Source organism: Deinococcus gobiensis I-0, assembly GCF_000252445.1.
Classification (GTDB): Bacteria; Deinococcota; Deinococci; order Deinococcales; family Deinococcaceae; genus Deinococcus; species Deinococcus gobiensis.
Genome location: NC_017790.1, coordinates 437,408 through 459,899, shown reverse-complemented (window position 1 = coordinate 459,899; position 22,492 = coordinate 437,408). Strand labels below are relative to the sequence as shown.

The following is a 22,492-nucleotide window of genomic DNA, read 5'->3' as shown; positions in this document are numbered from 1 at the left end:
GCTCAGCCTCCGGGGCAGGGGTCCGCCCGCGTGACAGCGTTCAGGGGGTTGCGACCCAGCCGCTCAGGGGGGCGTGGTCGCTCAGACGCGCCTCGCGGTCGGCGCGCACGCCCGTCACCTCGACCCCGGCCGCGAGCAGGTAGTCGATGCGCCAGCCGACATCGTTGGCATAGGCGTTGGCGCGCGTACTCCACCACGTGTAGGCAGCTTCCTCGCCCAGGGCGGCGCGGTGGGTATCGGTGAGGCCCGAGGCGAGGTGGGCCGTCATCCACTCGCGTTCGTGGGGCAGGAAGCCGCTGTTCTTGCCGTTGCTGCGCCAGTTCTTCAGGTCGATGTTGCGGTGCGCCACGTTGTAGTCGCCCCCGATGACCAGCGGTCCCTCGGCCATCAGACCCGCGACCCAGGCGTGGTAGTCGCCCAGTACGCGGTCCTTGAAGCCCTGACGCTCGGGGCCGCTGCTGCCGCTGGGCAGGTATACGCTCACGAAGCGCACGCCCTCCACGACCGCGCCGACCATGCGGCCTTCGGCATCGAGTTCGGCGTGGGCCGCCCCCAGACGCACGTCCTCCAGGGGATGGCGGGCCAGAATCGCCACCCCGCTGTACCCGGCCTTCCGGGCGGGGAACCAGGCGCCCGCGTAGCCCGGCAGCGCGTCCGGCATGGGGTCGGCGCGCACTTCCTGAAGCAGCAGCACATCGGGCTGCTCGCGCTCCAGCCACTCCCGGAACCCCTTGCGCAGCGCGCTCCGTAAGCCGTTGAGATTGAGGGTCGTGACCTTGAGCATCGCCGCGCCGGAGCATAGCGCAGGCCCCCACGGCATCCGTCAAGGCCTGCTCAACCAACCCGTACTCAGTCCACACCCCGGCTGGGGTACGCTGGACCCACCATGGTGGAGATCAAGTTTTTCAACGAGTCGGACGGCCAGGAATTCAAGATGACCCACCCCAAGGCGCCGCGCGTCCTCGACGATATCCGCGCGTGGGCCGAGCACAACGGTTTCGAGCACGTCTCCTTCTGGCGCGACCCCGCCGACGAACACAAGTTCTGGGTCCAGCTCGGCGAGGACCGCCTGAACTACTGGATTCACGACAGCACCTTCACCGAGGGCAAGCACGAGACAGTCGAGATGCAGATGGACTATGCGCGTGGGGCCCAGCGCCGCAGCGCCGCCGGTTACAGCAAGTTCGACCGCTGATCTGCCTGGCCGCGCCTTCCGTCAGGTGGTCTTGCCGTACCGTACGGCGCGCAGATGCAGGAGGTCGGCCAGCACCTCCGGTCCATCCGGGGTGCCCATAGCCGATCCGTAGGACTGCACCAGCCTGTCTCTGTCCGTATGGGTCAGCAGGACAGGCAGGCGAATGTCAACGAGGGAAGGAGAGGACAGCACCGGCGGAGCCTCCACAGAGGCCATTGGTCGCGTGGTGGGTCGGCCGGCGGCTGTCCAGGTGGCGCTCAGGTGATCCGGGCCGTGGGCGGCCACCACCAACAGGCCTCCCGGCCGCAGGACCCGCCAGGCCTCTTGTAAAGCTGCCGCAGGCCTCGCCAGGTGGGTCAAGACCCGGACCAGCAACACCGTGTCGAAGGTGGCTGCCGGCCAGGGCAGCGCGTGGGCGTCGCCTGACCGCACGCCTGGCCCCGCCTGGAGGTCCAGACCTTCCAGGGGGCCGGTGTGCCCCCGTTCCATCAGGCGGCGCAGCAGACGGCCGTTCCCAGCCCCCACCTCCAGCACGGCACTTCCCGGCGAGATGTCCAGGAGGTCCAGCAGAGGCTCGGCGGGCCAGTCCACGCCGGCACGGCTGGAGAGCAGGGCGTCGCGTATCGGGAGGTCGCTCACGCCACCGAGTCTGACCGAGGCCAGAAGTGGACTGGGTGGGTAGGCTACCGGCCCTTCCTTTTCACTTCTGGCCCCTCCCCTTCTCCGGTGTTCCCCCACTCGATTCAGAGAAACCCAGGACCACCCTGCCTCTCTGAATTCTGCTCTGACCCCTTCAGGATTTCTTGGGGGGGCCCCGGCCTGCCCGTCTGCCCAACTTGACCTTTCCGGTCAACTGCTACACTCCGGGCTGTGACCTGGCTCGTGCCCATCGGTATCCATGCGGAGGCGCAGAACGCCTTCGACCACTTTCTGGCCGACCTGGAACGCCGCCTGGCCGACCCGCAGCAAGGCCGCGCCGAGCTGTGCCGCGACGTGCTGGCCGAGGTGATGTACGGCCGCCCCTACGCGCAACTGCTCGCGGACGCGCCCATGGCCGCCCTGAACCTCGACCCGCGCAACGTGACCTTCGAGGCCGAGTACTACATGGCGACCGACCAGGAGAAGTTCGCCCGCGTCAAACCGCTGCTGTGGCTGTGGAAGAACCTCGACCTGACGCCCTTCGGCCAGAATCCCGTGACGGGCATCGCGCTGCGGCGCGTGCTGGCGGGCCACATCTTCAAGAAGGTCGGCCGGAACTTCAAGTGCTGGCAGAACGTCGAGTTTTCGGTGGGCTACAACATGGAGGTGGGCGACGACGTGGTGATCCACCGTCACGTGCTGCTCGACGACATCGGCGGCATCGAACTGCACGACGACGCTTCGGTGAGCGACTACGTCAACATCTACAGCCACACCCACTCGGTGCTCGACGGCCCCGACGTGACGCTGCGGCGCACGGTGATCGGCCGGGGCGCGCGCATCACCTACCACTCGACGGTGCTGGCCGGCAGCGTGGTCAGCGACGACGGCATGCTCGCCACCCACGCCCTGCTGCGCGGCGACATCCCGCCGCACGGCATCGCCATGGGGGTACCCGCACGGGTCACGCGCTTCAAGCTGCGCCCCGAGGGCCAGGAGTACGAGATCGAGGCCAGCCGCCATCCCCGTGTGCCCGACCGCAAGGCCAACCCGCAGTTCCCCGACCCCACGCCGGGCCAGACCCGCGCGCCCGAGGCGGCCCCGGCGGCGGCCCAGACCCCGACTCCGGTGGTCGCCGCGTCCCTGGGAACGGCGGGCGAGGGCTGAGCGACCTCCCGCCCGGTCCCCTGTCCCGGAGCGCCGGAGCGGTCCGCACGGCAATGTGGGACCGGCTCGCCGCCGCGCGGCTGTGCGCCTTTCCGCTGCCGCCGCATGGGCACTGCCCCAACTTCGTGGGGACGCTGGGCGCGGCGCGCCGCCTGCTGGCCCACCCCGAGGTCGCGCCGCTGCGCACGCTGGTCGTCGGCCCCGAGCGTGCGCTGCTGCCCCTGCGCCGCCTCGCGCTGGCCTCGGGCGTCACGCTATACGTGCCGCAGGGGCACCGCGCGGGCTGGTACTGGCGGCTCACGGACCCGGCAGGCGCGCAGCTCGGCCGCATGGCGGCCGTGGGCGAGGCGGCCCGGCACCCCGAAGGGGCTCAGGCGGCGGTGCTGGCCTGCGTCGCCGCCGACCTCACGGGCGGGCGGCTGGGCAAGGGCTTCGGGTGGGGAGCGCGCGGCCTGGGGCTGTCCCCTGTCCTGCCCGAGTACACGCTGGCGCATCCGGTCATGCTGCTGCCCGCCCTGCCCTGCGCACCCGACTCGCGCGTGGCCCTGATCGCCACGCCGCGCGGGGTCCACCGGCCGGACCCGGCCTTTAGCCAGGCCTAAGCGGAGTCCGGCCCTGCGGCGCGCCCGCCGCTCTAGACTGCGGCATGTCGCAGAAGAACAAGGCCCTGTTGCCCGCCGTGGTCACCGTCGCGACCATGGGGGTGGCGGCCGGCGCGGCGCTGCTGGCCCGCCGCCGCAAGGGCGAACTCAAGGAATTTGTCGTTGCCAACGTGCTGGAGCGGCCCGCCGGGCGCAGCAGCTTCACCGACCTCGCCCAGGGACTGGAGCGCGGCGGGGTGTCGCTGGCCGAGCGGGCCGGGAAGGCCAGCGACACCCCCGAGAACCGCGAGGTGCTCGCGCACATCATCGGCATCGAGCGCTGGGGCCAGAACCGCGTGCGCGTGGCGCTGGGGCAGCGCAGTTTCGTGCGGGACGAGTCGCGCGGCTACCGCCCGCCCGAGACCGCCACGCTGCCCCAGCTCCGGCTGATGCTGGGACAGGCGCGCGCGGCGACCGTGGACCTCGCCCGGCAGCTGCACCAGTCGCCGCCCGACGACGATTTCGTGGTCGAGCACAACGGACTGGGGCCGCTGACCGCCAAGGGCTGGCTGCGCTACCTGACCCAGCACGCCGATCTGGAGAGCCGCAAGCTGCGTGCCGGTCCCGACCACGCGCCGCTGGGCGAGGAGGAACCGGCCGCCAGCGCAGGCTGACCGCCGGGCGGTGCGGGGGCGGCCTGCCCCCGCCGCCTACTCCAGACCCCGAATCACCGACAGCTGCCGGGTGAGGTCTTTCATCACGGTCTGCACGCTCGCCACTCCGGCTTCCAGCAGGCGGGTGTAGTCGGCGGTCGAGATGGGACCGGCCTCGGCCCCGCCCTGCACCTCGACGATGCGCCCGGTGTCGGTGGCGACCACGTTCAGATCGGCCAGGGCCACCTTGTCCTCGGCGTAGTCGAGGTCCACGCGCAGTTCCTCGCCGACCAGCCCCACGCTGATGGCCCCGACGTTGTGCCGGATGGGCCAGTCGCTGAGCTTGCCGCTCTGGATCAGGCGGTCGCAGAAGTCGTGCAGCGCGGCGTGCCCGGCCAGGATGCTCGCCACGCGGGTACCCCCGTCGGCGACCAGTACGTCGCAGTCGATGTACAGGGTCTGGTTGCGGAAGGGCCGCAGGTCCATGCTCGAGCGCAGGGCGCGGCCCAGCAGGCGCTGGATCTCGTGCCGCCGCCCGTTCTGGAGGTTGCGCTCGCGGGCCTGACGGTTGTCGGTGGCGCGCGGCAGCATGGCGTACTCGGCGGTCAGCCAGCCTTCCTTCATGCCGCGCATGTGGGGCGCGGGTTTGTCCTCCAGCGTGACGGTCGCCATGATCTCGGTGCGGCCGACGTACAGGTGCGCGCTGCCGGGCGCGTGCGGGTTCACGCCGCGCGTCACGCGGATGGGGCGGGGGGTCAGGAGGTCGCGGCCTTCGCGGACGGGCAGGGCGGTTCTGGATGGGGTCATGTCTGGATCGGCTCGATTCTGGGCAGCGGGGCCGGAGCCGCGCCGGGAAGGGGGTCGGAGGAAGGAAACGGGGCCTCATTGTGGCCGCTTTGCCCGGTGGCCGCCAGCAGGGCCGCCATGACCGGGACCGCGCGCTGCGGGTCGCCGGTCACGAAATAGCGTACCTGCGCCCCCTGCGTGCGCCCGGCGAGCAGGCCCGCTCCCTCCAGCACGCGCCGGGTGTGCCGGGCGACCGCCGCGCCGCTGTCGAGCAGCGCGAACGCTTCACCGAACTCGGCGCAGATGGTGGGGGCCAGGAAGGGATAGTGCGTGCAGCCCAGCACGAGCTGGTCGGCCCCGGCCTCGGCCAGCGGGGTCAGCACCTCGCGCAACACGGCGCGGGTGCGCGCGCCCCCGGCCTCGCCCGACTCGACCAGGGGCACGAGTTCGGTGCTCACGGCCTGCATGACGCGCACGCCCGCCGGGTCGGCGAAGTCGCGGATCACGCCCGAGAGCAGCGTGCCGCGCAGGGTGCCGGGGGTCGCCAGCACGCCCACCACGCCGCTGCGGGTGGCCTGCACGGCGGGCTTGACGGCCGGCACCAGCCCCAGGATGGGCAGCTCGGGGTACGCCGCGCGCACGTGCGAGAGCCCGAAGGCCGAGGCGGTGTTGCACGCCACCACGACGGCCTTCGCGCCGCGCGCCCGCAGCGCCGTGACCGCCCGCAGGGTGAGGTCGCGCAGGTCGTCGTCGCTGCGCTCGCCGTAGGGCAGGTGCGCCGTGTCGGCGAGGTACAGCACGTCCTCGTGGGGCAGCTCGCGCCGCACCTCGGCCAGGACGCTCAGGCCGCCCACGCCGCTGTCGAACACGCCCAGGGGGGCCTCACGGCTCACGGCTGCGCGGTTCCCTGCCCGGCGCGCTGCCGGTCCAGACTCTCGATGGCGGCCACGGCGACGGCCGCCACGTGCAGGAGTTCGGTGCGGTAGGCGTCCAGGGTCCTGGGGCCATCCTGCGCCGCGCGCTTGTCCAGCACGGGAAACTGGTGCTCCAGCGCCGCCTGGTTCGCCTCGCCGACCTCCTCGCCCAGCACCATCAGCCACACCGGCGGGTCGAGCGTCTGCACGCCCCACTTCGCGGTCTGGCGTTCGCGTTCGCGCCCGACCTCGGCCAGCACATCGGCGGTGGTCCGCGTCATTCCTCCAGCGCCCCGCGCACCGTCTCGCCCAGGGCCGCCATGCCGGCGGCGATCTGGGCCGGCGAGGCGTTGCTGTAGCTCAGGCGCATGGTGCTGTGCCCGCCGCCCAGCGCGAAGAACGGCCGCCCCGGCACGTAGGCCACCCGGCGCTCGACCGCGCCCGGCAGCAGGGCCTCGGTATCCAGCCGCTCCGGCAGCGTGATCCACAGGAACATGCCGCCCTGCGGCTCGGTGAACTCGGCCTCGGGGGGCAGGTGCTCGCGGATGGCCGTGACCATCAGGCGCGCGCGCTCGCCGTAGGCCGCCCGCACCCGCTCGATCTGCGCGGGCAGGATGGGCAGCAGCTCGGTCACGATCATCTGGTTCAGGGTGGGGGTATGCAGGTCGGCGCCCTGCTTGGCCTGGATGAGCTTGGAGATGATCGGCGCGGCGGCCTGCACCCAGGCGTCGCGAAGCCCCGGCACCAGCGTCTTGGAGAACGACGAACTGTAGATGACGTGGTTGCGGTCCACGTCCCCGCTACGCCGCAGGCCCAGTTCGTACAGGCTGGGCAGCGCCTCGCCCGTGAAGCGCAGTTGGCCGTAGGGATCGTCTTCGAGCAGCAGCACGCCGTATTCGGCCGTCAGCTCGACGAGGCGCTCGCGGCGCTCCAGGCTCAGGGTGCGCCCGGTGGGGTTCTGGAAGTTGGGGATGGCGTACAGCAACCGGGCGGGCCGCCCCGCCGCCTGCTGGGCCTTCAGGATGCCTTCCAGGGCCTCCACGTCGATGCCGCCCCCGTCGGTAGGCATCTCGACGTACTGCGGCAGGTACGGCTGGAAGGACTGCAGGGCCCCCAGGTAGGTCGGCGCCTCGACGAGCACCACGTCTCCCTCGCCGATCAGGAGCTTGCCCAGGAGGTCCAGGCCCTGCTGGCTGCCGGTCACGATCTGCACGTTGCCCGCCGGAATGCCGGCCTGGGCGGCGATCCACTCGCGCAGGGGCGGGTGGCCCTCGGTGGTGCTGTACTGCAAGGCCGCCGCGCCGTAGCGGGTCAGGGCGGCGTCGGCGGCGCGGCGCACGTCCTCCATCGGGAACAGGTCGGGGGCCGGCAGCCCGCCCGCGAACGAGATCACGTCGGGGCGCTGGGTGATCTTCAGGATCTCGCGGATGGCGCTCGACTGCATGGTCCGGGCGCGCGCCGAGAGCGCCGAGTCGAAGTCGAAGGGCCGCGCCGGGGCGCTGGCGGGAGACACGGGGGTCATGGCCTCATCCTACCGCCGGGGTCTCACCCGTCCAGCCCGGCCCATACCGCCCGGGGGCCGGGGCGGGTAAAGTGGGGACGCTTAAGGAGGCACACCATGCTCGTCACCGGTAACGACATCCTGATTCCCGCCCGCGAGGGCAAGTACGGCGTCGGCGCGTTCAACACCAACAACATGGAGATCACCCAGGCGATCATCCATACCGCCGAACGCCTGCGCTCGCCCGTCATCGTGCAGATGTCCGAAGGCGCCATCAAGTACGGCGGCCAGGACCTCGCCAACATCGTCAAGGACATCGCCGAGCGCGCCACCGTGCCCGTCGCGCTGCACCTCGACCACGGCAGCTCCTACGCCTCGGCCCTGAACGCCATCAAGATGGGCTTCACCAGCGTCATGATCGACGCCTCGCACCACTCCTTCGACGAGAACGTCGCCGAAACGCGGCGCGTCGTCGAGGCCGCGCACGCCATGGGCATCAGCGTGGAAGCCGAGATCGGCCGCCTCGGCGGCGTCGAGGAGCACGTCGTCGTGGACGAGAAGGACGCCTTCCTGACCGATCCCGAGGAAGCCGTCGCCTTCGTGGACCAGACCAACGTGGACTACCTCGCCATCGCCATCGGCACCAGCCACGGCGCGTACAAGGGCAAGGGCCGGCCGTACATCGACCAGGCGCGCATCGTGAAGATCGGCGAGCTGCTGGGCATCCCGCTCGTGGCGCACGGTTCCTCGGGCGTGCCCGCCGAGATCACCCAGCGCTTCCGCGACTCGGGCGGCGAGATCGGTGAGGCCGTGGGCATCGCCGACGAGGACCTGCGCGAGGCCTGCAAGCACGGCATCGCCAAGGTGAACGTGGACACCGACCTGCGTCTGGCGAGCACCGTGGGCATCCGCGAGATCCTCAAGGCCAGCCCCAAGGAGTTCGACCCCCGCAAGATCTTCGGGCCGGCCCGCGAGGTCATGTCCCAGATCATCGAGCACAAGATGGGCGTGCTGGGCAGCGTCGGCAAGGCCGGTCCCGCCCCCGTTCAGGTGCGCTGAGCCCCTGCGGCGACCGGGCCCCCGCCCGCGCTCCGGCGCCGGTGGGGGCCTCGCCGTTCCGGGCCGCCAAGCTGACCGGCGGCTGACGCAAGAGGCGAGCGAAATGAGCCTGCGCGCGGAGAAATTCTCACCGTCCGGACCTATGCTCGCTTCTGGTATGACGGCCCCCCGTGTTCTCATTCTGCCTGCGCTGGCGCTGCTTTCGGCCCTGACGGTCGCGGGGTCGGCCCTGCCGGCGCAGAGTGTCGCGGCCGTGTCGCTCAGCCGCCTGCCCGGCCTGCTGCCCGGCGTGGGCGAGACGGCCCAGGTGATGCGGCTCGAAACGCGCCTGACGGTCGTGGACCTGCAACAGCGCGTCATCGAGGTGGGGGGCAGCCCCGACGCCCTGCGCGCCGTGCTGGCCTCGACGGCGCGCGGCGAGGTGCCGGTCTACGACATGCGCCTGGGGATCAGCAAGGAGGAGTTCGGCCGGTATCTGGCCTTCCAGCCGGTGCCGACCCCGACCGGCAAGACGGTCAAGATGCCGGTGATCCGCGAGCCCACCCGCGTGACCCTGGGCGACGCGCCGGGCCTGAACGGCCTGCTGCGCGGCCTGAGCTTCGACCTCAAGACCGGCGAACTGCGCGTGCCCGAGGGTTTTTCCTTCAAGCCCACGGCCGTCCAGGTCAGCAGCGCCCCCGACCGCACGGTGGATATCCGGGGCGGATACCAGTGGAACCTGCGCGGTCACAACCCCGATACCCAGAACGGCATCCGGGGCCAGTTCAACCTCTACCAGCTCGGCAGCGGCCAGATCATGCTGACCTACAAACGTACCAGCCTCGTCAAGGGCGTGTTCAACGAGGGCGAACTGATCCTGCGCTACGACCACTGAGCAAAGGACAGAGGCACAGAGAAGGCGGCCCCGCGCCCACAAGGCCCAAGCCAGCGCCCGCCAGTGGGTAGCAATCGGGGAGTTGACCGCGCTTCCTGGGCCTACCCTGCTCCGCACCGTCCGGCTCCTCTGACGGGGGCCTGACGGCCTCTCAAGGACTCCTCACCTGACCTTCAGGGGGCGTCAAGTGCGCCCCGGTAGGCTGGGCCGCATGAAGAGATCAGCCAAGGTTCTGACGGTGCTGGGCGCCGCGCTCGCACTGGGCAGCGCCACGCAGGCCAGCGCGGGCACGCTGTCCCCCACCCTCCTCCAGCGGGCGCGCGCGGGCGACCAGACGCAGGTCGGCGTGATCGTGCGCTTCAACGTCGCCAACACACCCCAGGGCCGCGCGCTGTTCAAGGACCTGCGCGTGCAGCTCTCCGGGCAGCTCTCCAAGCTGGGGCCGACCGCCGGCTTCCTGCAAAGCGCCCTGAACTCGGGCCGGGCCACCCAGCTGTGGCTCGACCAGAGCATCTACGTGCCCCTGACCCCGGTGCAGGCGCGCGCCATCTCGCTGCTGCCCTTCGTGTCGGAGGTCTTCGAGAACTTCAAGGTCCAGATTCCCAAGGCGGTCGCCCTGAGCGACAGCAGCTCGCCGGCCGGTACCCCTTGGTATCTCGACAAGATCGGCGCGCCGCAGGCCTGGGCCGCCGGGTTCAAGGGCCAGAACATCCGCATCGGGCACCTCGACAGCGGCATCGACGCCTCGCACCCCGATCTGGCGGGCAAGGTGGCGGCCTTCGCCGAGTTCAATGCGGCGGGCGACCGCGTGCAGAACGCGCAGCCGCACGACACCACCGACCACGGCACGCACACGGCGGGCCTGCTGGTGGGCAGCAAGACCGGCGTGGCCCCCGACGCCAAGGTCATCAGCGCCCTGGTGCTGCCAAACAACGAGGGCACCTTCGCGCAGGTCATCGCGGGGATGCAGTACGTGCTGGACCCCGACAACAACGCCGACACGAACGACGGCGCGAACGTCGTGAACATGAGCCTGGGCATCCCCGGCACCTTCGACGAGTTCATCGTGCCGGTGCAGAACATGCTCAAGGCGGGCGTGGTGCCGGTCTTCGCCATCGGCAACTTCGGCCCCAACAGCGCGACCACCGGCAGCCCCGGCAACCTCCCCGACGCCATCGGCGTGGGCGCGGTGGGCCAGGACGGGCAGGTCGCGTCCTTCAGCAGCCGTGGGCCGGTCGCGTGGCAGGGCAAGATCAACGGCGTGTTCGTCAAGCCCGACATCGCCGCGCCCGGCGTAGAGATCACGAGCACCTACCCCGGCGGCAAGTACGGCGCCAAGAGCGGGTCCTCGCAGGCCAGCCCCATCGCGGCGGGCGCGGTCGCCCTGCTGCTCTCGGCCAAGCCGGGCACGGGCGTGGACGCGATCAAGAACGCCCTGTACACCTCGGCCAGCAACGCCAGCGCCAAGAACAACAACACCGGCTACGGCCTGATCAGCGTGCCGGGCGCGCTGGGCAAGCTGGGCGTGAGTGTGGGGGGCTCAGGCTCCACCCCTACGCCGACCCCCACCCCGACCCCGACGCCTACGCCCACCCCGACCCCGGCGGCGCAGCCCACCGGCCCGGACGGCTACACGCTGTGCGCGGTCGAGGGCGGCACCTGCACCAACGTCGCCAACAAGGCGGTGGCCTTCGGCACGGCGGGCAAGTACGTGTTCGGCACCAACGATTCCTCGAACACCCTGCTGTGCACAGTGCAGGAGTGGGGCAACAACGATCCGGCCCCCGGCGTGACCAAGGGCTGCTTCGTGAAGAACAGCGCCTCGACCTCCACCCCGACGCCGACCCCCACCCCGACCACCGGCACCGGCAACAGCGGCCAGAAGCCGCGCGTGCTGCTGGTGGACGCCGACCGGGGTCAGGGGGCGGACGTGACGGCTGCGCTGCGTGACGCCGTCAAGGCGAACGCGGCCAGTGGCGGAGCCTTCGTCTGGAACGTGCAGAACCAGGGCGCCGTGCCCCTCTCGGAGATGAAGAAGGCCGACATCGTGGTGTGGGCGACGGGCGAGTCGTACCAGAACACCATCCCGGCCAACGACCAGGCCACCCTGCGCCAGTACCTCCAGGGCGGCGGGCACCTGCTCGTGACCGGGCAGGACGTGGGCTACGACATCGGGTCGAGCGACTTCTACACCGGCGTGCTGGGCACGCGCTTCGTGGCCGACTCCAGCGGCCAGACCAAGTTCGTGACCAAGGGGGCCTTCGGCAACACGGCCTTCACCCTGAACGCCTCGGGCAGCGCGGCCAACCAGTACTACCCCGACGTGCTGGCCAACACCGGCAGCGGGCAGGTCGTGGCGGGCTGGGGCAGTGCCAACGCCAACGCGAGCACCATCACCGCCCAGAGCATCCGGGTGGACCCCAACCGCCAGCGCGCCGCGCAGAAGGTGCAGGACCCGCGCGGTCTGGTCGAAGGGCTGGCGCGCACAGTGGTGAGCGGGCTGCTGAACCAGATCCTGGGCGGCAACACGCAGGCCCAGGCACAGAACCGCCCCCGCGTGCGGGCCCAGAGCGCGGGCGAGGACGCCGGAGCCATCGTGGTGAACGCCGCCGGGGCCTACCGCACCGTGAACATGGGCTTCGGGATGGAGGGCCTGACCCCCAACAGCCGCAACCTGCTCATGAAGACGAGCTTCGACTGGCTGATGCGCTGAGGGCGGTGGTCACGGAAATCGCGGCGAGACCCCGCGCCTTCCGTGACCCTGGCGAAGCGAGAACCCAAAAATACAGCGAAACCGGACGCCCCTTTGCGGAGGCGTCCGGTCTGCTTTATAGGCTTCAGCTCTTGGCTTCGGGGGCCAGGAAGGCGGCGGAGTCGTAGTAGGTGCGGAAGGCGCTGACCTTCTGGCCGTCGTGCTCGATGATGCTCACGCCCCGGTACTCGATGGGCTGGCCGTTTTTCAGCTCGCCCTTGCCGGTCCACTCCATCACGCCGTAGCTGCCGGTGTCGGCGCTCTGCGAGAACTCGCTGCGGATGCTGGCGAAGTTGTCGAGGTAGGTCTGCCAGAACTGCGTGGCGCCCTCCTTGCCCTCCCAGGTGCGGGTGGTCAGGTTCTGGAGGGTGCTGCCGTCCGCGAACAGCTCGACCAGCCCGGAGGGGTCGCCGCTCTGCTCGGTCTGCTGGAGGGCCTGCATGAAGGTCTCGGTGAGGTTCGCCATGCCCTCACCTCAACACAGCGCCCTGGGGCCCGAGGGTCACGCATCTTGCAAAGTGGCCCCCAGGTCAGGGGTCGGTGAAGTCAGGCTCAAGGCCGCGGCGCGCACCCGCTCGTCGGGGTCGTCCAGCAGGGCGCGCAGGCGCCGGGGCTCGTCCCAGCGCCACAGGGCCCAGGCGGCGGCCTCGCGCACCTCCCAGGCGGGGTCCTGCGCACCGAGGTCCAGCAGCGGCCAGCCGGCCGGGTCGCGCAGGTTGCCCACCACCGTCAGGGCGTTGCGGGCCATGCCCTTGCGCCGGGGCCGCAGGTGCGGCGTGCCCGCGAAGTCACGCGCGAACTTCCGCTCGCTGACGCCGAAAAAGCGGGTCAGGTCCGGGTGCGCCAGCTCGGGGTCGGGGCGCAGCAGCCCGGCGAGCGGCCCGGCCTTCTGCGACCAGGGGCAGACCTCGCTGCACACGTCGCAGCCCAGCAGCCAGTCGCCGATGCCGGGGCGCAGGTCGTGCGGCACCGGCCCCCGGTGCTCGACCGTCAGGTACGACACGCAGCGCCGCGCGTCGATGGTGCGTTCCGGCCCGATGGCTCCGGTCGGGCAGGCCACGCCGCAGCGGAAACAGCGCCCGCAGCGGTCGGGATGGGGCGTGTCCGTGCCCCCGAAGGGCAGGTCGGTCAGGACCACCGCCAGCGTCACGAAGGCGCCGAGCCGCGTACTGACCAGCATCCCCGACCTGCCGCGCCAGCCCAGCAGGCCCCCCGAGGCGAACAGGCGCTCCATGACCGGCCCGTGGTCGACGTAGCCGCGCGCCCGCACGCCCAGCCCGGCCGCCTCCTGCTCGATTCGGCTCAGCACCGGCTGAAGCTGGTCGTGGTAGTCGGGCGTCTGGGCGTAGCGCGCCACCCGGCCTAGGCGGATGCCCCCGGCGGGCACGGGCGGCGGCGCGAAGGCGTGCGAGACGCCCAGCACCAGCACGCTGGCCGCGCCCTCCAGCTTGCGGGCCGGGTCGGCGCGGTCGGGCAACTGGCGCTCCAGGTAGTCCATCCCGGCGTGCCAGCCCGCGCCCAGCCAGCCCGCGTACTCGGCCACCGCCCCGGCGGGCACGCGGGCGGGCGCCCAGCCCACGGCGTCCGCGCCCAGGGACACGGCGAGGTCGGCGAGGGTTTCGGCAGCCGGCATACCCGGGCAGTATGCGCGGGGCGCGGCGCGCCGCACTGGATATCAGGCCGCAGTCGGGGACGGTACCCGGAAATGAATGAGCTTTTTGCCCAGGGCAGGGCGCGCCCCACTGCTCTATCTTCCGGGACATGCGAATCATGGCGGTCTTTGCCCATCCCGACGACGAGATCGGCTGTATCGGCACCCTGGCCCGGCACGCGGCGCGCGGCGACGAGGTGCTGCTCGTCTGGACCACCCTGGGCGAACTCGCCTCGCAGTTCGGGGACACCCCGCACGAGGAAGTGAGGCGCATCCGCCGCGAGCACGGCGCGTGGGTGGCCGAGAAGATCGGCGCGAAGTTCCACTTCTTCGACATGGGCGACAGCCGCATGACCGGCGGCCGCGACGAGGCGCTGCAACTCGCGCGGCTGTACGCGACCTTCCGGCCCAACGCGGTCATCACCTGGAGCGACGACCACCCCCACCCCGACCACCGCATGACCGCCAAGATCGCCTTTGACGCGATCACGCTGGCGCGCATTCCCAAGATCATCAACGAGGCCCGGCGGCCCGCGATGGCCCCTGCCCCCGACCTCAGCGGCGACCCGGCGATGGAGAGTGGCGAGGACGCCGCGCGCCTGGACGCCTGGCGCGAGACGGTGCGCTTCTACCAGTACTACGCCCCCGCCAGCCCCTACCCCGAGGTGTTCGTGGACACAGCCGACACGCTGGAGGTCGCCGCCGAGGTCATGAGCTTCTACCAGGCCTTCTACAAGTGGGCCTGGACCCCCGAACTGTTCCGCGAGGGGCGCGCGGGCGTGGGGCGCATGGCGGGCGTGCAGGCCGCCGAGCGCTTCAACCTGCGGGTCTCTCACCTGCCGGCGCGGGATTATCTGTACTAGGGCCGGAGGGTGAACCGGGTCACGCCTCCCCCACCGTCTCGACAAGCCAGTCGCCGCGCGTGAGGTGCGTCGCGAGGGCGGCGGGCAGCCAGGGGAGGATATCGGGGGGCAGGTCGTCCAGGCCGAACCAGCCGACCTCCGAGGTCTGGGCGCGGGGCGTGGGCGCGCCTTCCCAGCGCCGCGCCAGATAGAAGAAGTCGCAGCCCTGGAGGCCGCCCGTGTCGTAGCGCGAGACGCCCAGGGCGCGCAGCCCCGCCGGGTCCAGGCGCACCCCGACCTCCTCGGCGGCCTCGCGGGCGGCGGCCTGGGCCAGCGTTTCGCCCGGCTCGACGTGTCCGCCCGGCAGGCCCCACAGCCCCGCGCCGTAGCCCGTGCCCGCGCGGCGGCCCAGCAGCACGCGGCCCTGCGGGTCCTGCACCACGGCCCAGGCGATCAGGTGAAAGGTCATGGGGGCAGGGTACTGGGAAGGGCGGAGTGGAGAAAGCGGGATTTGTCGCTGGCGACCCGCCGAGAAAAAAGCGGGGCGTACGACAGGACCCGCGTCCCACTTCCTGCGTCTTCAGGCGCTATGCTGCGCGCGCGTCACCGGGGGTGCCCTTTGCGGGCTGAGACATACCCCAGGAACCTGATCCGGGTCATTCCGGCGGAGGGAGCGTGACCGGGCCGGCCGCCAGCGTGCGTGCGCGGCCCCCGCCTCCCCTCTCGTGACGCGAGGGGGCTTTTTTATGCGCAAGTTGCTGACTGTCGGTGCTTTTCTGCTGGGGGCCGCCCAGGCCCAGACGACCTTGACCGTGATCACCCACGATTCCTTCGACGTGGACAAGAAGCTGGTGGCGGGCTTCGAGCAGGCCAATGGCGTGCGCGTGCGCTTCGTGAAGGGCGGCGACGCGGGCGAGATGCTCTCGCGCCTCATCCTGACCCGCCGCGCGCCGATCGCCGACGTGGTGTACGGCCTGGACAACTCCATGATCGCCCGCGCCCGGCAGGCCGACCTGCTCACGCCCTACAGGTCGCCCAACCTGGCGAAGGTGCCGGCCGCCGACCGCCTCGACGACAACGGGCTGCTGAACACGGTGGACACCGGCATCGTCGCCCTGAACTACGACCGCGCCTACTTCCAGAAGGCGGGTCTGGCGCTGCCCAAAACCCTCGATGACCTCAAGCTGCCGCAGTACGCCAAGCTGACGGTGGTCGCCAGCCCCGCAACGAGCAGCCCCGGCCTGGCCTTTCTGCTCGCCACCGTGAACCACTACGGCGAGGCGGGGGCCTGGAGCTGGTGGCGCGAGGCCCGGGCCAACGGCCTGAAGCTCACGCGCGGTTGGTCGGACAGCTACAACAAGGAGTTCTCGCGCAACGGCGGCAAGTACCCCATCGTGCTGAGCTACGCGAGCAGCCCCGCCGCCGAGGTGTTCTACGCCGACGGCTACGACCCCGCCAAGCTGCCCGCCCAGGCCCCCACCGGCAACCTGTTCCTGCCCGGCAGCACCTACCGGCAGCTGGAGGGCGTGGGCATCCTCAAGGGGGCCAAGCAGGCGGCCCTGGCGCGCAAGTTCGTGGACTTCATGCTCAGTGGCCCCGTGCAGGCCGACTTCCCGACGCGCATGTGGGTGTACCCGGCGACCAGCGGCGTGAAGCTCGACCCGGTGTTCCGCTTTGCGCAGGAGCCGGGCGTGCCGGCGGTGAAGCCCGAGATCACGGCCAACCCGCAGCGCCTCGTGGACGCCTGGGTGACCAACGTCCTGCGGAGGTAAGGCCATGACCCGCCTCGGCGGCTGGCTGCTGGCCCTGCCCGCGCTGGTGTTCACGGCGCTGCTGCTCGCGCTGCCGCTGGGGCGCACGCTGCTCGAGGGCGGCGTGAACTTCGCGGTGTGGCGCGACCCGTACTTTCTGGGCCGCCTGGGCTGGACCGTGGCGCAGGCGGCCGGCACGGCGGGGCTGGCGCTGGCGCTGGGGGCGCCGTTCGCGTACCTGCTCTCACGCCACGACTTCACGGGCAAGGGGCTGCTGCTGCGGCTGCTCCTGCTGCCCTTCGTGACACCCACGCTGGTCGCGGTCCTGGGGCTCTCGGCGCTGCTGGGGCCGCAGGGCTGGCTGACCCGGCCGCTGGGCCTGGACCTGAGCGAGACGCCCGCGCTGCTCATTCTCGGCAACCTCTTCTTCAACCTGCCGGTGATGACTCGCCTCGCCTACGGGGGCTTCTCGCGGGTGTCGCCGGGGCTGATCGGGGCAGCGCGCACGCTGGGGGCCACGCCCTGGCGCGCGGCGCTGGGCGTGGCGCTGCCGCTGGCGCTGCCGGGACTGGCCGCCGGGGTCATCCTGGTGTTCCTGTACTCGGCACTGAGTTTCGGGCTGCCGCTGGCGCTGGGCGGCGAGCGCTACGCCACGCTGGAGGTCGAGATCTACACCCTGACGGCCCTGCAACTGCGCTTCCCCGAGGCCAGCGCCCTGATCGTGGGGCAACTCGCGCTGACGCTGGCGGCGACCTGGGCCTACACCCTGCTGTCGCGCGGCGGGTCGGGCGTGCCTGCTGCCGGCCTTCCCCGGGCGCGGGGCGGGGCACTCGCGGCACTCTGGGGCCTGGGCGCGGTGACGGTGCTGATCTGCTTCGCGCCGCTGCTGGCCGTCGTGGCGCGCGGACTGCTGGGAAGCGGCGGGCCGACCCTGGCCTACTGGCAGGGCGTACTGGCCGACGAGGATACGCCGCTGCTGCTGGGCAACACCCTGCGCTTCGCCCTGGCGGCGCTGCTCGGGGCGACCGTGCTGGGGGGGCTGTACGCGCTGGGGGCGTGGCGGGCGCGCTCGCGGGTGCTGGACGTGGTGTCGCTGCTGCCCTTGATGGTCTCGCCCGTGTCGCTGGCGGTGGGCTACCTGCTGGCCTACCCGCAGCTCAGCGCCACGCTGCCCATGCTCATCGCCGCGTACACGCTGCTGGCACTGCCGCTGGTCGTGCGCTCGCTGCTGCCCGCCCTGCGCGCCCTCCCGCCCCGGCTGCTGGAGGCCGCGCGCACGCTGGGGGCGACCGGCGGCGCGGCGCACCGCACGGTGACGCTGCCCCTGACCCTGCCCGCCCTGCGCGGCGGCGCGGCGCTGGCCCTGGCGACCGTGCTGGGCGAGTTCGGGGCGACGCTGGTCCTCACCCGTCCCGAATGGGCGACCCTGAGCGTGGGCCTGTACGAGCGCCTGGGCCGCCCCGGCGAGCGCAACCTGGGCGAGGCCTGCGCGCTGGCGACCGTGCTGCTGCTGCTCTCGGCGCTGGCCTTCACGGTGCTCGACGGCGGCGAGGGAGAGGTGACGTGATACGGATTCCGTTTGTTTCGTTGACAAATCGGGAAAGAGCCGGTTTGCCCACTCCACGTCCGCAATCCGCCCTGCTCCCACTCGTTCCGCTCGGCTTGAATCGCTCCAGAAACGATTCGATCGGAGTTCGTATGCGGCAGAATCGGGAGGCCATGCCCCCGGCCCTCACCCTCCATGCCCTGACCAAGCGCTTCGGCTCCACGCTGGCCGCCGACGGCGTGTCGCTGAGCGTGCCCCAGGGCGAGACGCTGGCGCTGCTGGGACCGTCGGGGTGCGGCAAGAGCACCGTGCTGCGCTGCGTGGCGGGCCTGGAGCGCCCGGACGGCGGCCGGGTCGAGATCGGCGGGCGCGACGTGACGGCCCTCCCGCCCGAGGCGCGGCAGGTCGGGCTGGTCTTTCAGGACTACGCCCTCTTTCCGCACCTGAGCGTGCTCGGCAACGTGGCGTATGGCCCCCGCCGCCGGGGCGTGCCCCGCGCCGAGGCCGAGGCGCGGGCGCGCGGAGCCCTGGCCCTGGCCCAGGTGCCCGAACTCGAAGGCCGCCGCCCCGCGCAGCTTTCGGGCGGGCAGCAGCAGCGGGTGGCGCTGGCCCGCGCGCTGGCGACGCGCTCCCCCCTGCTGCTGCTCGACGAACCGCTCTCCAACCTCGACGAGCGCCTGCGGGCCGAGCTGCGCGCCGACCTGCGCGGGCTGTTCGCGGCCTCGGGCGCGGGCGTGCTGCTCGTCACCCACGACCAGCGCGAGGCCCTGGCCCTGGCCGGGCAGGTGGCGGTCATGCGCGCGGGGCGCGCCGTGCAGCAGGGCGGGGCCGCCGAGGTGTTCGCGCGGCCCGCGACGGCCTGGGTGGCGGCCTTCCTGGGCTGGGCGAACGTGCTGCCCGGTCCCCCCGGGCAGGCCCTCCTCGTGCCCGAGGCGGCGCTGCGGCCCGGCGAGGGCGAGCCCTGCCCCGTCATCGCCCGGCAGCCCGGCGAGGCGGGCGTGGCGGTCACGGTATCGCACCCGCTGGGGCCGCTGACCCTGCACCTGAGCGTGCGCGAGGCGGCGCATCTGGAGGCCGACACCCTGCGGCTGGACGTGGACCGGGCCGGGCTGCGCGAGGTCCCCGACGACCGCTGAGCCGCCGCGCCGCGCTGCCCCGTCATCCGGCGGATGCCCCCGCCGCCCGCACCTGCCACACTGGCCGGCGATGCCTGACCTGCACCTGCGCGAAGCCCTCCCCGACGACTGGCCGATCCTCTGGCACTGGCTGCACGCCGAGCCGGACCCCGAGTGGAAGCGCTGGGACGCGCCGTATTTTCACGGCCAGACCGGGGGGCTGTCCTACGCCGACTTCGCCGAGCAGGAGGCGGGCAGGGCCCCGCACCCGCACCGCCGAATCGTCGCCCTGGACGGTGCGTGCATCGGGCAGGTCACCCGCTGGGAGGAGGCCCCGGCGGGCGGCGGCTGGTGGGAGCTGGGCATCGTCCTCTACGACCCGGCCCACTGGGGCGGCGGGCTGGGCGGCGAGGCGCTGCGGCGCTGGACGGCCGACACCTTTGCCCAGACGGCGGCCCACGTCCTGACCCTCACGACCTGGGGGGGCAACGTCCGGATGATCCGCGCGGCGGGGAGGGCGGGGTATGAGGAATGTGCCCGCATTCCGCAGGCGCGGCTGTGGCAGGGAAAGCGCTGGGACAGCGTGAAACTGGCGCGGCTGCGCGCGGACCCCCAGCCGGAGGCCGGCGCATGATCGCCTGGATTCTGGCCGGTGGCCGGCTGACCCTCTCGCCCGCCCTGGCCGCCCTGCCCCGCCCCGATCTGGTCGTCGCGGCCGATGGCGGCGCGCGGCACGCGGCTCCCCTGGGGCTGCGGGTAGATGTGTGGGTGGGCGACTTCGACTCCTCGGCGGGGGTGCAGCTTGATGCCCCGCGCGAGGTCCACCCGGCCGCCAAGGACGAGACCGACACCGAACTGGCCGTGCGCGTGGCCCTGGAACGTGGCGCGCGCGAACTGGTGTTCGTGGGGGCCTTCGGGGGCCGCTTCGACCACGCGGCGGCGCTGCTGCTGGGCGGCGTGCGGCTGGCCCGCGCGGGGCTGGAGGTGCGGCTCACCAGCGGCGACGAGTGGGCGTGGCCGCTGCTGCCGGGGCGGCCCCTGGCGCTGGCGCTGCCCCCCAGCACCACCCTGAGTGTCGTGGCCTGCACCGACCTCGCGGGCCTGAGCCTGGGCGGGGTGCGCTGGCCGCTCGCGGGGGCCGACGTGCCGCTGGGCAGCGGCTGGACCCTGAGCAACGAGGTGGGTCATGAGGCCGCCGCCCAGGTCACGGCCTCGCTGGAAGGCGGGCACGCCCTGGTGACGGCGCTGTATACGGAGGTCTAGGCCGGACCCGGACAGCGGCTGCCGCAACACCTCGCCCGCCCCATCCCCGGTCAGGGCGTGGTCGTGCAGGCCGCCACCCCGGTCCGGGTGGCGCGCGTGAAGCGGCAGCCGTAGGCCGGATCGGCCACGGTCGCGGCGGTGAGCACGTCGTCGCCCTCGGGCTTCTGGCCGGTCTTTTCCCAAGTCACGAGGTCGCCGAAGGCCTGCACGATCTCGGCCCCCGTGAATTCGCAGTGCCCGGCGGCACGGATGGCCCGCTGCACCAGCCGCCCGCCGTTGCCCCTGGCCTCGGCGGCGCGGCGGTAGCGCTGCTGGTGCGCGAAGGGCACGTAGAAGTCGCCCAGCGTGTGCATGGTCAGCACCGGCACGCTGAAGTCGCCGTTCACGCGCGGCAGCCAGCGCAGGCCGTCCGTGCGCGCCGGGTTGGGGTCCGTGTCGGCCGTGACGCGCAGCACCGAGGCGTTGAACGAGGTCTCGGCGGCGGTCGGGGCCGCCCCGTCGGTCCAGCGGTAGGTGCGGCCCACGTTGCCGTACAGGTTCCTGGTCAGGACGCCGTTGATGGTGCCGTCCGAGCCGCCGGTGCTGAACACGGCGTTCTGCGTGCCGGCGGTGCGGAACCCCAGCTCGAACACGGGGCGGTCACCGCCGGTCAGCCGCCGCGCCAGCTCGCGCAGCTTGGTACCCTGCGCGCCGTTTTCCTGCCACAGCGCCGCCGAGGTGTCGCTGAACAGCGCCGCCTTGATGTCGGGCAGCAGCGTCTGGTAGTCGCTCTGCGGGTAGCGCTGCGGCCCCAGCCCGGCGAGCTGCGCGGCGGCCAGGGTGTAGTCGCCCAGCCACTGGAACTCGAAATCCTGGTCCATCACGCCGCACAGGGGCAGAGCGGCGGCGTAGTTCACCTTGTTGCGCTCGTTCGCCAGCGATTCCTTCTCGACGGCGGCGCCGGCCACATGCCCGCCCATGGACACGCCCATGATGAGGTACTTGCCCGGCGCGCTGTATTTGCCGCCCGTCAGCTTGCCGAAACTCAGGGCCAGGGCGTTCGTGTCCTCGAGCCCGGCGCGCACGTCGTAGTAGTTGGCCGAATAGCTGCTCGCGGCCCAGGCGTAACCCTGCGCGATCAGGTACGCCCGGATGGAGGGCGGCGACACGCTGAGGGTCTCGCCCGTGCCCGCATAGCCGTGCGCGTACATGACCAGGGTGCCGTTCCAGTTGTCCGGCACCTCGATCAGGTAGCTCGCTGGCCCCTGGAGGCCCGAATAGGTCCCCTGGTACAGCTGCGCGCCACTTAGGGCAGTCTGATTAGGCACGGCGGCCTTGAAGGTGCGGGTGTCCTGCGGGCGGACTTCGGCGGGCGCGGCCACCTGCGAGCAGCCGGCGAGCAGGCCAGCACACAGTGACAGCAGCAATGCGGCGGAACGGGTACGGACGGACATGGGACCTCCAGGGTGAGGACGTGCAGTGCGGCGAATTGATGAGAATCGGGTGTTATTAAGGGCCTGTTCTTGCCCAATGTCAACTGGGGGCCGCCGGGGAACCGGGGCCGCAGCGGGCGCGTACCCGGAGACGTGAATAGACGAGGAGTCGGTTGTGGCTGTTTCGGGTGCGGCGGCGGCACGCTGCTGGTGCTGGTGCTGGTCGGGGTGCTGGCCTGGAATTTCGTGGTGCAGCCCGCACGCAGTTTTCTGGCCGGATGGCAGCCCCCGGCCCAGACGCAGTCCCAGACGGGCGGCGCGGTGACGGCCACGGGTGACGTGACGGCCGCCGTGACCCGCAGCGACATCGAGAAGTTCGTGCAGGTCCGCCGCGAGGTCCGCACGGCGCTGGGCACCAACTTCAGCGACCTGAACGCGCTGTGGCAGGGCATCCAGCAGGGCCAGACGCCCACCCTGATCCAGGTCGTGAACACCATCCGCCAGACGGGCGGCAGCGTGCAGGCGGCCCGCGCCGCGCAGGCCCAGGCCCTGGCCCGCGAGAACCTCAGCCCCCAGCGCTACGCCGTGATCCGCAGCGCCGTGAACCGCGCCCTGGGCCTGCCCAGCATCGACTTCGCGCAGGCGGCCAACGACCTGCAAAACGGCCGCGTGCCGGACCTGAACCGCGACGTGCAGACCGCGACGGCCCAGGAACGCCAGCTCACCGCCCCCTATCAGCGCGAGCTGACCGAAACGGCCGCGATGGGGCTGCTGGGCCTGTAATCCGTCGT

The 22,492-nt window shown here is 71.9% G+C and carries 23 protein-coding genes and 1 riboswitch; of the genes, 14 read left to right on the top strand and 9 right to left on the bottom strand.

Annotation, left to right across the window (positions count from 1 at the left end; all coding sequences use genetic code 11):
* Window positions 1-40 precede the first annotated feature (40 nt).
* Window positions 41-784 (bottom strand): exodeoxyribonuclease III, encoded by a 744-nt coding sequence (locus DGO_RS02225; RefSeq protein WP_014683849.1) that lies wholly within the window; start codon window positions 782-784, stop codon window positions 41-43.
* Window positions 785-886: 102 nt separating this feature from the next.
* On the opposite strand from DGO_RS02225, the gene DGO_RS02220 reads away from it, so the two are divergent.
* The gene (locus tag DGO_RS02220) at window positions 887-1,195 is read left to right on the top strand and encodes a hypothetical protein (RefSeq protein WP_014683848.1); all 309 of its coding nucleotides are present in this window, start codon (window positions 887-889) and stop codon (window positions 1,193-1,195) included.
* Window positions 1,196-1,216: 21 nt separating this feature from the next.
* On the opposite strand, the gene DGO_RS02215 is transcribed toward DGO_RS02220, so the two are convergent.
* Window positions 1,217-1,834, bottom strand: coding sequence for a class I SAM-dependent methyltransferase (locus DGO_RS02215; protein ID WP_050920648.1), 618 nt, complete (start codon window positions 1,832-1,834; stop codon window positions 1,217-1,219).
* Window positions 1,835-2,065: 231 nt separating this feature from the next.
* Between DGO_RS02215 and DGO_RS02210 the strand changes: the two genes are divergently transcribed.
* The 3 genes from DGO_RS02210 to DGO_RS02200 are packed head-to-tail and all read left to right on the top strand — an operon-like array spanning window position 2,066 to window position 4,256.
* Complete coding sequence (locus tag DGO_RS02210) at window positions 2,066-3,001, top strand: acyltransferase (protein WP_014683846.1); 936 nt, start codon at window positions 2,066-2,068, stop codon at window positions 2,999-3,001.
* 53 nt (window positions 3,002-3,054) lie between these two features.
* A complete protein-coding gene (locus DGO_RS02205) occupies window positions 3,055-3,603 on the top strand; it encodes a 5-formyltetrahydrofolate cyclo-ligase (RefSeq protein WP_014683845.1) in 549 nt (182 codons plus the stop codon).
* Between the two features lie 44 nt (window positions 3,604-3,647).
* Entirely contained in the window at window positions 3,648-4,256 is a 609-nt protein-coding gene (locus DGO_RS02200; RefSeq protein ID WP_014683844.1) for a DNA-binding protein, read from the top strand.
* 782 nt (window positions 4,257-5,038) lie between these two features.
* On the opposite strand, the gene murI is transcribed toward DGO_RS02200, so the two are convergent.
* Genes murI through DGO_RS02180 form a run of 3 tightly spaced genes read right to left on the bottom strand, consistent with a single transcriptional unit; the run spans window position 5,039 to window position 7,457 of the window.
* Window positions 5,039-5,914, bottom strand: a complete 876-nt coding sequence (gene murI, locus DGO_RS02190; protein ID WP_014683842.1) for a glutamate racemase — start codon at window positions 5,912-5,914, stop codon at window positions 5,039-5,041.
* Entirely contained in the window at window positions 5,911-6,216 is a 306-nt protein-coding gene (locus DGO_RS22995) for a nucleoside triphosphate pyrophosphohydrolase family protein (RefSeq protein ID WP_014683841.1), read from the bottom strand. The genes murI and DGO_RS22995 overlap by 4 nt, the downstream gene beginning before the upstream one ends.
* Window positions 6,213-7,457, bottom strand: coding sequence for an aminotransferase-like domain-containing protein (locus DGO_RS02180; protein ID WP_043800678.1), 1,245 nt, complete (start codon window positions 7,455-7,457; stop codon window positions 6,213-6,215). The genes DGO_RS22995 and DGO_RS02180 overlap by 4 nt, the downstream gene beginning before the upstream one ends.
* 96 nt (window positions 7,458-7,553) lie before the next feature.
* Between DGO_RS02180 and fba the strand changes: the two genes are divergently transcribed.
* The 3 genes from fba to DGO_RS02165 all read left to right on the top strand — a co-directional run bounded on the left by fba (window position 7,554) and on the right by DGO_RS02165 (window position 12,082).
* Window positions 7,554-8,495, top strand: a complete 942-nt coding sequence (fba, locus tag DGO_RS02175) for a class II fructose-1,6-bisphosphate aldolase (RefSeq protein ID WP_014683839.1) — start codon at window positions 7,554-7,556, stop codon at window positions 8,493-8,495.
* A 157-nt stretch (window positions 8,496-8,652) separates the two neighbouring features.
* Entirely contained in the window at window positions 8,653-9,369 is a 717-nt protein-coding gene (locus tag DGO_RS02170) for a hypothetical protein (protein WP_226991417.1), read from the top strand.
* Between the two features lie 211 nt (window positions 9,370-9,580).
* Complete coding sequence (locus tag DGO_RS02165; RefSeq protein WP_043800671.1) at window positions 9,581-12,082, top strand: S8 family peptidase; 2,502 nt, start codon at window positions 9,581-9,583, stop codon at window positions 12,080-12,082.
* A 124-nt stretch (window positions 12,083-12,206) separates the two neighbouring features.
* Here DGO_RS02165 and DGO_RS02160 read toward each other — a convergent pair whose 3' ends face one another.
* Window positions 12,207-12,587 carry a nuclear transport factor 2 family protein gene (locus DGO_RS02160; protein WP_043800667.1) on the bottom strand — a complete coding sequence of 127 codons (381 nt, stop codon included), beginning with the start codon at window positions 12,585-12,587 and terminating at the stop codon, window positions 12,207-12,209.
* A gap of 36 nt (window positions 12,588-12,623) precedes the next feature.
* Window positions 12,624-13,754, bottom strand: a complete 1,131-nt coding sequence (queG, locus tag DGO_RS02155; RefSeq protein ID WP_014683835.1) for a tRNA epoxyqueuosine(34) reductase QueG — start codon at window positions 13,752-13,754, stop codon at window positions 12,624-12,626.
* 128 nt (window positions 13,755-13,882) lie between these two features.
* Between queG and DGO_RS02150 the strand changes: the two genes are divergently transcribed.
* Complete coding sequence (locus DGO_RS02150) at window positions 13,883-14,635, top strand: PIG-L deacetylase family protein (RefSeq protein ID WP_014683834.1); 753 nt, start codon at window positions 13,883-13,885, stop codon at window positions 14,633-14,635.
* A 19-nt stretch (window positions 14,636-14,654) separates the two neighbouring features.
* Here the strand turns inward: DGO_RS02150 and DGO_RS02145 are convergent, their stop codons facing one another.
* The gene (locus DGO_RS02145) at window positions 14,655-15,083 is read right to left on the bottom strand and encodes an NUDIX domain-containing protein (RefSeq protein WP_014683833.1); all 429 of its coding nucleotides are present in this window, start codon (window positions 15,081-15,083) and stop codon (window positions 14,655-14,657) included.
* Window positions 15,084-15,212: 129 nt separating this feature from the next.
* Window positions 15,213-15,305, top strand: a riboswitch (TPP riboswitch).
* A 55-nt stretch (window positions 15,306-15,360) separates the two neighbouring features.
* Here DGO_RS02145 and DGO_RS02140 point away from each other — a divergent pair.
* The 5 genes from DGO_RS02140 to DGO_RS02120 all read left to right on the top strand — a co-directional run bounded on the left by DGO_RS02140 (window position 15,361) and on the right by DGO_RS02120 (window position 20,289).
* Entirely contained in the window at window positions 15,361-16,386 is a 1,026-nt protein-coding gene (locus DGO_RS02140; protein ID WP_014683832.1) for a thiamine ABC transporter substrate-binding protein, read from the top strand.
* 4 nt (window positions 16,387-16,390) lie between these two features.
* The gene (locus DGO_RS02135; protein WP_043800664.1) at window positions 16,391-17,932 is read left to right on the top strand and encodes an ABC transporter permease; all 1,542 of its coding nucleotides are present in this window, start codon (window positions 16,391-16,393) and stop codon (window positions 17,930-17,932) included.
* Between the two features lie 131 nt (window positions 17,933-18,063).
* Entirely contained in the window at window positions 18,064-19,047 is a 984-nt protein-coding gene (locus tag DGO_RS02130; protein ID WP_014683830.1) for an ABC transporter ATP-binding protein, read from the top strand.
* 70 nt (window positions 19,048-19,117) lie between these two features.
* Window positions 19,118-19,660 (top strand): GNAT family N-acetyltransferase, encoded by a 543-nt coding sequence (locus DGO_RS02125; RefSeq protein ID WP_014683829.1) that lies wholly within the window; start codon window positions 19,118-19,120, stop codon window positions 19,658-19,660.
* Window positions 19,657-20,289 carry a thiamine diphosphokinase gene (locus DGO_RS02120; protein WP_014683828.1) on the top strand — a complete coding sequence of 211 codons (633 nt, stop codon included), beginning with the start codon at window positions 19,657-19,659 and terminating at the stop codon, window positions 20,287-20,289. Before DGO_RS02125 ends, DGO_RS02120 begins: the two co-directional genes overlap by 4 nt.
* A 50-nt stretch (window positions 20,290-20,339) precedes the next feature.
* Here DGO_RS02120 and DGO_RS02115 read toward each other — a convergent pair whose 3' ends face one another.
* Complete coding sequence (locus DGO_RS02115) at window positions 20,340-21,722, bottom strand: alpha/beta hydrolase family protein (RefSeq protein ID WP_043800658.1); 1,383 nt, start codon at window positions 21,720-21,722, stop codon at window positions 20,340-20,342.
* 132 nt (window positions 21,723-21,854) lie between these two features.
* Between DGO_RS02115 and DGO_RS02110 the strand changes: the two genes are divergently transcribed.
* Complete coding sequence (locus tag DGO_RS02110; protein ID WP_043800655.1) at window positions 21,855-22,484, top strand: hypothetical protein; 630 nt, start codon at window positions 21,855-21,857, stop codon at window positions 22,482-22,484.
* Window positions 22,485-22,492 lie beyond the last annotated feature (8 nt).